Origin of the sequence: Streptobacillus felis (assembly GCF_001559775.1) — a bacterium.
Classification (GTDB): Bacteria; Fusobacteriota; Fusobacteriia; order Fusobacteriales; family Leptotrichiaceae; genus Streptobacillus; species Streptobacillus felis.
This window is the reverse complement of sequence record NZ_LOHX01000092.1, coordinates 20455-28803: the sequence shown is the minus strand read 5'-3', so window position 1 is coordinate 28803 and position 8349 is coordinate 20455. Positions and strand designations below refer to the sequence as shown.

Annotated in this window: 12 protein-coding genes; all 12 read right to left on the bottom strand. The window is 24.1% G+C overall.

The window, feature by feature from the left end:
* Nucleotides 1-313, bottom strand: a 313-nt coding sequence (locus AYC60_RS01585) for a hypothetical protein (protein WP_414162574.1), incomplete at its 3' end; no start/stop codon positions are given.
* A complete protein-coding gene (locus tag AYC60_RS01580; protein WP_067320476.1) occupies nucleotides 310-831 on the bottom strand; it encodes a hypothetical protein in 522 nt (173 codons plus the stop codon). The genes AYC60_RS01585 and AYC60_RS01580, both read right to left, overlap by 4 nt.
* Nucleotides 828-1757 carry a hypothetical protein gene (locus AYC60_RS01575; protein ID WP_067320473.1) on the bottom strand — a complete coding sequence of 310 codons (930 nt, stop codon included), beginning with the start codon at nucleotides 1755-1757 and terminating at the stop codon, nucleotides 828-830. Before AYC60_RS01575 ends, AYC60_RS01580 begins: the two co-directional genes overlap by 4 nt.
* A 1-nt stretch (nucleotide 1758) precedes the next feature.
* Nucleotides 1759-2082: a hypothetical protein gene (locus AYC60_RS01570; RefSeq protein ID WP_067320471.1), complete on the bottom strand. Its 324-nt coding sequence runs from the start codon at nucleotides 2080-2082 to the stop codon at nucleotides 1759-1761.
* A gap of 196 nt (nucleotides 2083-2278) precedes the next feature.
* A complete protein-coding gene (locus AYC60_RS01565) occupies nucleotides 2279-2485 on the bottom strand; it encodes a hypothetical protein (protein ID WP_067320468.1) in 207 nt (68 codons plus the stop codon).
* Between the two features lie 35 nt (nucleotides 2486-2520).
* The gene (locus AYC60_RS01560; RefSeq protein WP_067320465.1) at nucleotides 2521-2706 is read right to left on the bottom strand and encodes a hypothetical protein; all 186 of its coding nucleotides are present in this window, start codon (nucleotides 2704-2706) and stop codon (nucleotides 2521-2523) included.
* Between the two features lie 76 nt (nucleotides 2707-2782).
* The gene (locus AYC60_RS08505; RefSeq protein ID WP_156447628.1) at nucleotides 2783-2950 is read right to left on the bottom strand and encodes a hypothetical protein; all 168 of its coding nucleotides are present in this window, start codon (nucleotides 2948-2950) and stop codon (nucleotides 2783-2785) included.
* Between the two features lie 4 nt (nucleotides 2951-2954).
* Nucleotides 2955-3401, bottom strand: coding sequence for a putative toxin (locus AYC60_RS01555; protein WP_067320462.1), 447 nt, complete (start codon nucleotides 3399-3401; stop codon nucleotides 2955-2957).
* A gap of 136 nt (nucleotides 3402-3537) precedes the next feature.
* Nucleotides 3538-6234, bottom strand: coding sequence for a DEAD/DEAH box helicase (locus AYC60_RS01550; protein ID WP_067320459.1), 2697 nt, complete (start codon nucleotides 6232-6234; stop codon nucleotides 3538-3540).
* Nucleotides 6227-7060 (bottom strand): hypothetical protein, encoded by an 834-nt coding sequence (locus AYC60_RS01545; RefSeq protein WP_067320452.1) that lies wholly within the window; start codon nucleotides 7058-7060, stop codon nucleotides 6227-6229. The genes AYC60_RS01550 and AYC60_RS01545 overlap by 8 nt, the downstream gene beginning before the upstream one ends.
* Nucleotides 7047-8123: a DNA replication/repair protein RecF gene (recF, locus tag AYC60_RS01540; RefSeq protein WP_067320449.1), complete on the bottom strand. Its 1077-nt coding sequence runs from the start codon at nucleotides 8121-8123 to the stop codon at nucleotides 7047-7049. The genes AYC60_RS01545 and recF overlap by 14 nt, the downstream gene beginning before the upstream one ends.
* Entirely contained in the window at nucleotides 8120-8323 is a 204-nt protein-coding gene (locus AYC60_RS01535) for an RNA-binding S4 domain-containing protein (protein ID WP_067320446.1), read from the bottom strand. The genes recF and AYC60_RS01535 overlap by 4 nt, the downstream gene beginning before the upstream one ends.
* Nucleotides 8324-8349 lie beyond the last annotated feature (26 nt).

Here is an 8349-nt window from a genome sequence, read left to right as displayed (position 1 = left end):
CAACTTCATTATTTTCTCCATAATTATCAAAACCTAGTGATAGTTTAAATGGATTAGTTTTCGTATTAGTTATTACTATATTTGACTTATCTTCTTCTATAGATGGTTCTATACTAACATCTATATTATTGCTTTTAGCATATTTGAAGTTAGATACTAGTGTATCTATTTTTGATACATCTAGTTCTTCTCCACTTTTTAAATCACTATTTAAACTAATAACCAAACTATCTTCAATTCCATTATATATTATCTTATCTATTTCTGTAGAATAAGCAATAAATGGTATTAGTATTATTAGTAATTTTTTCATAATTCACCATTCATATTATTTAATTTATAAATATAGTTTAGAATAGTAATATTTAAAATTTCTTTTTCTTTTTCAGTTAATACCTTTATTAACTCATCTTCATAATCATTTGTAAATATAAGCTTGATTTCACCTTCTTCTCTTGTCATTTCTAGGAATTCTTCTACATCACTATCATTAATTATTAATTCAAATTGATCTCCAAGCTTATTATTGAAATATACAAATTTTAAAGATTCTTTAGGTACTTCACATATTATTTTTCTTTCATTTGTTATAAATTCTACTTTCCTTGTTGCAAAATTTTTTTCAAGTTGTAATATCATAAAATTTAATGTTGGTTTCATATCTTTTTTTGTTTCTATATACGGTCTTAATAAATCTAATTTACTTGAAAATCTTTCATCATTTGTTGAAAAACTTTCAATAGTTAAGTCTCTTGTAACTTGTGTAGCTCTTTGTGGGACAGAGTATCCAATAAATCCTAATATTAAAGCAAACAATATTACCTTATTCATTTTAATGGTTCTCCTTTTTCTGTTAAAATATTAAACTTTTCTTTATAAATTTCCCCTATTTCTTCATCTGCTTGAAAATGTTCTATCGAAAACACTATATCTAAAATTTCATTATTATAGTATTGTCTAATTTTATCAAGTAAATTTTTCAATTTATCATTTTCCTCTGAGGTAGTGTCCCTATTAATATACGCTTCATAATCCCTATACCATTTATACTCATCATCATATTGTTCTACATATATTTTAAATAATATATACATTTTACTTTTTTCAAGATACTTATCCCAATCCATATTTTCTATTTTTATAGGTTTAGAATTTATTTCTTTTAATATATCTTGTTCTACTAAATCATCATATTTTATTTTCTTATCAAATAATCCAAAAATAACATTATTATGTTTTACATATCTAACTCCACTAAATTCTTTCTTTATTAAGTGTATGTCAAATTTAATATTGCATTTTTCAGGATTATCTTTACTAAAAGCTTCACATATTTCTAACTTATTTTCTTCTAATATTTCTAATATATTTTCAAAATCATTTCCTTTTGATTTATCATAAATTAGTTCATTTACTATATATGGTTTCATATATTGTAGATGTGTATCTAATATATAATATTTGTATCTTTTTATAGATTCTTCATCATATTTAATGTTTTCTACATATACATTATTAAAATATTTTGATTTTAAATCAGAATTCCCTTCAAAATATATGCCATTGCTCCAGTTTGCATTTGCACCTTCATGTTCAAGCATATATGGACCCACATCTAAGTCTTTTCTCGGTAATATTATATTAAATTCATTTGAATAAAATGATCTAACCTGTAACTTTACAAAAAAAGGTGTAATGTATAGCCAACTTATAATTGGAAATATTATTATTAATAAAACTATAAAAATTTTTTTCATATTACTTCACCTTCTTTTCATTTATATATTTATTCGCATCAGAATCAACTTTTCCTACTTGATGCTTCTTGTTAATTCCTATAGGATACTCCTCTATTTTTTTAGCTAAATAATTTGGTAAATGCTTATACTTTTTATATAAAATTTTTCTAATACCTAAGTTTATTATTGATTCATTTATACTATTTTGATATGATGTTCCTTCAATATATTTTACACTATTTTTCTTCTGAGATATTTTTTCTGCAAAAATTTCAGCTTCTCTTTTCTTTTCTTCAAAACTTTTAAATTTTTCAGTATCAATATCATAAGGTATTTCTGACAAAATTACTTTAATATTCTTAAGATGATTTGATAATTTATTGTCATTAACTAATTTTTCATTAGCATAATTTATAATCTATTCATTTAAAATATTACTTCTTTATATAAATTTTTTTAAGCATTTTGGCATTCTAAACTCATATATTTCCTCTATTCTAAATACATTTTCATCACTTACTGGTGGGAATAATTCAATATTATTTTCTCTTAATTCTTTTAATATTTTTTAAATTTACATACTTATTTATGTACTCTCTAAGTTTTTTTTGTTTTTCTAATTTTGCTATTGCCTTTTTAGCTATAGTTCTCTTAAACGTAATTTTATGTGATAAAAAAGGTTTAATTTTTTCTATTAAAGAATAATCTTTAAACATTCCTAATGCATATAAGGCGTGTCCATTCACTTCTTCATCATCTAGTAGTCCTAAAAGTGCTTCTTTTACTTTTTCTCCTTAAATCTATACATAAAATATACTATCATCTGTCTATCACGTCCATTTGATCTATCGTTTATTATTTTTATATATTCATCTACATATGTTTTATCTCCTATTTCCCCTATAGCATTACCAACTGCCCATCTATCTGATTTTACAAATTTCAATTCCTTAAATAACTCTAACAATTTTGGAACGGCTTCTTTATACCCTTTTACTGTAAGACACCTCGCAATCCATGTCTTATCTGAAGGATCTGAAAATTTATCTATCCACTTTAATATCTTTGGTACCTATTTTTTTTAAATCATCAATATTTTTATAATTATAACCATACGTATTAACTTCTTCTACTAATTCTTTTTTTTCTTTTTGGCATGCTTGTTCATAATTTTCAATTTTTCCTCTATCATCTGAACCCAATTTAATCATTCTCCTATATACTTAAATATAATATTACTTTTTCAATTTCTTTTTCTAAACTAGAACTTAATTTTACTCCTAATCTTGCTTCTAAAATAAATTTATATCCATTTTCTTTAGCCCATAAATTAAAATCCTTTATTTGATTTGTATATCTCAATCTTGAAACATTTTTTATTTCTCTCAATACTTTTTCATCATTAAGTAACTCATCAAGATATCTTCTTATTGCTGTATTTGTTAAAGATTCTATTTTTTCTTTCTTTTTATTCACATCTATTCTTGATGATAAGCTCTCACTACTTTCAATGTTTGCCCGTCTATTACTTCCTCCAACACTTAAACCTACAGATACATCAACTAATTTATTAGGATTTATTGCTCCACTAATAACCTTATTTACCTTATGTATATTAGAAGCTATATTTAATACATTATCTACTCTTCCACTTTCAATCATTTCTTTTGTATCTGCTGCTATATCAAGTAAACTTGACCCTGCATTTACTCTAATAACTATATTAAAATTACTAGACTTTAAATTACCTTTTACATCATTTTTTTATATTTTTGTCAATCTGAAACTTATTACAATACTAATTTATCCTTTTTGAAAATTCTTTTTTTGTTAATTTAACCACATAATTCGGTAGTGTTAATATATATTCTTCCATAGTTTCTTCAACCTTATCTATGCCATTTTCTAACATATATATTTTAATTTTTATTGAATATATGAATTTTTGCATTTCTTTTGGTAACTTACCAAACCTATCCCTTATCTCTTCATTAAGTTCTTCTAATTCTTTTAAATTTTGTACTTCAGCATACCTCTTATATATTACTATTCTTTCATCCTTTTCTATATAGTCTTTAGGTATATATCCATTATTAAGTAGATTAATTTCAGTATTTTTTAATTCTTTAACTTTTTCACCCTTTAATCTATTTATTTCATTTTTTAACATTTTTAAGTAAAGATCATATCCAAACATATCTATGGCACCATGTTGTTTTTCTCCTAATATCTCCCCAGCACCACGTATATTTAAATCTTCTAGAGAAAGTATATATCCTCCACCTTCAACACCTTCTATTTTTTCTAAACTTTTATCCTTTTCTTTACCTTTTTTAGTCTTATATTCACTATCTAGTAAATAGCAATAACCTTGTCTTTTACCACGTCCTACCCTTCCTCTTAATTGATAAATTTGAGAAAGTCCTAGACTAGTATATTTTTCTATAATTATACTATTTGCATTAGTTATATCTATACCATTTTCTACTATAGTTGATGCAATAAGTATATCAAATTTACCTTCATCAAAATCATTAATTTTATTCTTTATTTCCTTAGGACTTAATTGACCGTGTATATATTCTATATTAACAAAATCAGGCATAAGTTTTTTTAAATCTTTTTTCTTCTCCATCATACCTTTAACATTGTTAGTAATATAGAAAACCTGTCCATCTCTTGCAAGTTCTTTTAACATAACTTTTTTAATGTCATTTTCTTCTATTCTTTCAGTTATTATAGGCAATCTATCCATAGGAGAACTTTGTATTAATGATATGTCCCTAATACCTAATAAGGCTAAATTTAAAGTTCTTGGTATAGGTGTAGCACTTAATGTTAAAAGATGTATATCTTCTCTTTTTTTCTTTATTTTTTCTTTAGCACTTACCCCAAATTTCTGTTCTTCATCTATAATTAAAAGACCTAAATTCTTAAATTTAACATCATCTCCTAGTAATCTATGTGTCCCTATAACTAAATCAATTTTACCATCCCTTAATCCTTCTAATACATCGCCAGTATTCTTACCTGTAAGTCTTGAAAGGTTAGCAACATTTATTCCAAATTCTTCAAATCTATTATGACATCTTTCAAAATGTTGGTTTGCAAGTACTGTAGTTGGTGCAAGTATTGCACATTGATATCCATTTTCTATAGCTTTAAAAGCTGCCCTCATTGCAACTTCGGTTTTTCCATAACCTACATCACCAACTAACAGCCTATCCATTAGCCTTCCACTTTCTAAATCATGTTTAATATCATCAACAGCTTTTTGTTGATCCCAAGTTAAGTTAAATGGAAATTTCTCTTCAAATTCTTCCTGCCATACACTATCTTTAACAAAAGGTAATTTTGTAACCATCTTTCTTTTAGCTTGTAAATTAACCAGTTCTTGAGCAAATTTTTCTACATCTTCTCTTATTCTTTTTTCACGTCTTCTATATCCCTTAGTCCCTAAAGAATATAGTTTAGGAGCTGTACCAGCTGAAACATATTTACTGATTCTATCAAGTTTTTCAACAGGTATGTATAGCTTATCATTATCTGCATATTGAACATACAGGTAATCTCTATCATTTATATTTACAGTCCCTTTATATATACCTATCCCAAATTCAACATGTATAACATAATCTTCTTCTAATATTTGATTTACACTATTATACTTAAGTCCCTTTTTTTCTATTCTTTCTTTTTTTATTCTAATTTCATCTTGATAATTTCTATCTTTACTTCTACTTACTTCAAGTAGGCTACCTTTTTTTAATAAGTTATCAAACCTTTTTTGTAATGTAGAAGAATTATCTTTATCAATTAATTTCATTTGTTCTAATTTTAATTCAAGTAATTCCTTATTTTCTAAAAACACCTCTATATTACTTTTAGAAAATACATCAAGCATGTCTACTATTTCTCTCTCTATTCCACTTAAAACATTACCATATATACTTATTTTTTCTAAATTTTCCTTTGATCTTTGATCATAAGTAGAAAAAGTTTTAATATTTTCAATTAAAGTATCAAAAAAATCAAGTCTTATTGGATTATCAAGATTAGACGGGAAAATATCAATAATATCTCCTCTAATTGCAAATTCTCCTTTATTTAAAACTATATATTCTTTCTTATATCCATTATTTAATAAATACTCTACTATTTCTCCTCTTTCATACTCATTATCTTTTTCAAATAACATTTCCTTAACTTCATCAAAAAATACCTTTAATGCCAGATTAATATCTAAAAATAGTATACCTTTATTTTTATTATTTAAAAATTCAAGTATTTCAATATTAACACCTACTAAATCTTCAGGTGAATAAGAACTTAAATTAACATATTTACTCTCATAATTAAAATTTTCTTGTATTAATATATTATGATAATATTCTAAATTATTGGAAACTGAACTTATTAATACCATTTTTGAAATACCAGTGTTTATTAGCTTATTTACTACTTCTTCCTTAAGTAATTTTATGCTATTATTCATTATTTTCTCCTAATGCAGATATATATATATTATTTTTTTTATAGTAGTTATATAATCTATTTTTTAAATCTAATGCTGCAATATATTGAATTTCACTATCATTACTACCTGAAAAATATATTGCATAGTCCATAAAAAGATTGTTTAATACAGCAATATCTGATTTTTCCTTTTTTTCTTCTAAGTATTTAAATATCTTAGCAACTTTTTCTTCTACTATTTTTTCCCTAGCCTCTTTATATATTTTAGAATTATTAACAACATATGGATTTTCTTTTATTGTATAATATGCTTCATTTTTTTGATATTCAACTTCTTTTTGCACACATTTAATACATTTATCTTTAAATAAACTTGATGTTTCCTTTTTACAAACAGGACATATTTCTTTTTTTTCTTTTCCTAATACAAAATATATTTCTGCTAAATTTTTTAAATGGTCAATTACTTCATCACTTGCATCAACTTTTGAAATATTTTCTAAAATTTCTTTTTTTTCATCTTCACTAATAGGTAATTTTTCAATGACTATATCTTCACTCTTTGCTTCTTTTAGTCTTTTCCTCTTATCATTTCTTTCTTTTATAATATTCTTTTTATCATCTAAAATAAGGATTTCTTTAATTTCTGTATATTTACTTACTTCTCTTAATATATTAAACTTAATTTGATTAATGAAAATTTTTATATTAGGATCATTTACATAAATAATAATATTTCCATCTTTAATAGTAAATAGGCTGCATGAACTAATTAGAGCATTATCTACAAATTTATCATAATTAAAAAATATATCGTTTACTGTTAAATTCTTAATACTCTTCATTCACCATACCTCCATCAACATCAAATTTTTTCCCCACTATTTTTAAATCTTCAGTAGAAGTTAAAAAACACTGTATTTCTTTTTCTAGAAAATAGTGTATGATTTGATTTTTTCTAAAATTATCAAAAAAAGATGCTATATCATCCATTAAAAAAACTGGTTTCTTATTAACTTTTTTTTCTATCAATTCTACTTCAGATATTTTTAAAATAAATACTATAGACTTTTTCTCCCCTTGAGAAGAATAGTGTCTAGAATTTTTACCGTTTAAATTAAATATATACTCATCTTTATGTATTCCATAATTAGAATAACCTAATTGAATATCATATATTTCCTTATTTTTCAATAATTCTGATATTTTCTCTCTATTTTTATCTATATCATATACATCTTCCATATTTAAAAAGTTTTCATAAGTTAATTTTAAACTATGTTCTTCATTAAATAGGGTTTTGTAATTATTATCTAAATATCTATTAAGTTCATCAACATATTCTTTTCTTATTTTCAATATTTTTGAACAAAGATCTATATATTTTTCATTGTATATTTCATAAAGCTCATCTTTATGTTTTTTTTCTTTTAAAAATTTATTTCTTGATTTAAGAATTTTTTCATAATCAACTATAAGGTGGAGATATTCTTTGTTAATTTGAGAAATTTCATAATTGAAAAATCCCCTTCTAATAGAAGGGTTCCCCATAACAAGTTCTACATCCTCTGGTATAAATGAAATAGCTAAAATATCACCAATATAGTCTACATACTTTATTCTATCCCCATTTTTATAGTATTTTTTTTCTTTTTTAAATAGGTTAATCGCGTAATTTGTTGTATTTTCCAATTTCACAAATACTTTGGCATCATTTTCAGTATATTTTATCATTTCATTATTTTTTTTAGTCCTAAAACTTCTACCTGTTGAAGCAAAATAAATAGCTTCCATAAAAGAAGTTTTACCCTGTGCATTTTGACCATAAATTAAATTAAATCCACGAGATAATTTAACTCTCTTATCCTTTAAATTTCTAAAACCTGAAAAATATATTTCCTTTATCATTTGACTTCTACTCTTTCTCCTTCAAATTCTACTATCATACCGCTATATATTTTTCTTCCACGTCTTACTTCAACTTCACCATCTACTAAAACTCGACCTTCAAGTATAATTTCTTTAGCACTAGAGCCATTTTCAACAAGATTTGCAAATTTTAATAATTGGTCAAGTTTAATATATTCCGTACTTATCTTTATTTCCATAAGTTATCACCTCATATATTTTAGAA

What these genes read in the sequence shown, in the direction of transcription:
- AYC60_RS01580 (WP_067320476.1), bottom strand. Translation starts at nt 831, where the DNA reads ATGAATAAGGTAATATTGTTTGCTTTAATATTAGGATTTATTGGATAC.
- AYC60_RS01575 (WP_067320473.1), bottom strand. Translation starts at nt 1,757, where the DNA reads ATGAAAAAAATTTTTATAGTTTTATTAATAATAATATTTCCAATTATA.
- AYC60_RS08505 (WP_156447628.1), bottom strand. Translation starts at nt 2,950, where the DNA reads ATGATTAAATTGGGTTCAGATGATAGAGGAAAAATTGAAAATTATGAA.
- AYC60_RS01555 (WP_067320462.1), bottom strand. Translation starts at nt 3,401, where the DNA reads ATGATTGAAAGTGGAAGAGTAGATAATGTATTAAATATAGCTTCTAAT.
- AYC60_RS01550 (WP_067320459.1), bottom strand. Translation starts at nt 6,234, where the DNA reads ATGAATAATAGCATAAAATTACTTAAGGAAGAAGTAGTAAATAAGCTA.
- AYC60_RS01545 (WP_067320452.1), bottom strand. Translation starts at nt 7,060, where the DNA reads ATGAAGAGTATTAAGAATTTAACAGTAAACGATATATTTTTTAATTAT.
- recF (WP_067320449.1), bottom strand. Translation starts at nt 8,123, where the DNA reads ATGATAAAGGAAATATATTTTTCAGGTTTTAGAAATTTAAAGGATAAG.
- AYC60_RS01535 (WP_067320446.1), bottom strand. Translation starts at nt 8,323, where the DNA reads ATGGAAATAAAGATAAGTACGGAATATATTAAACTTGACCAATTATTA.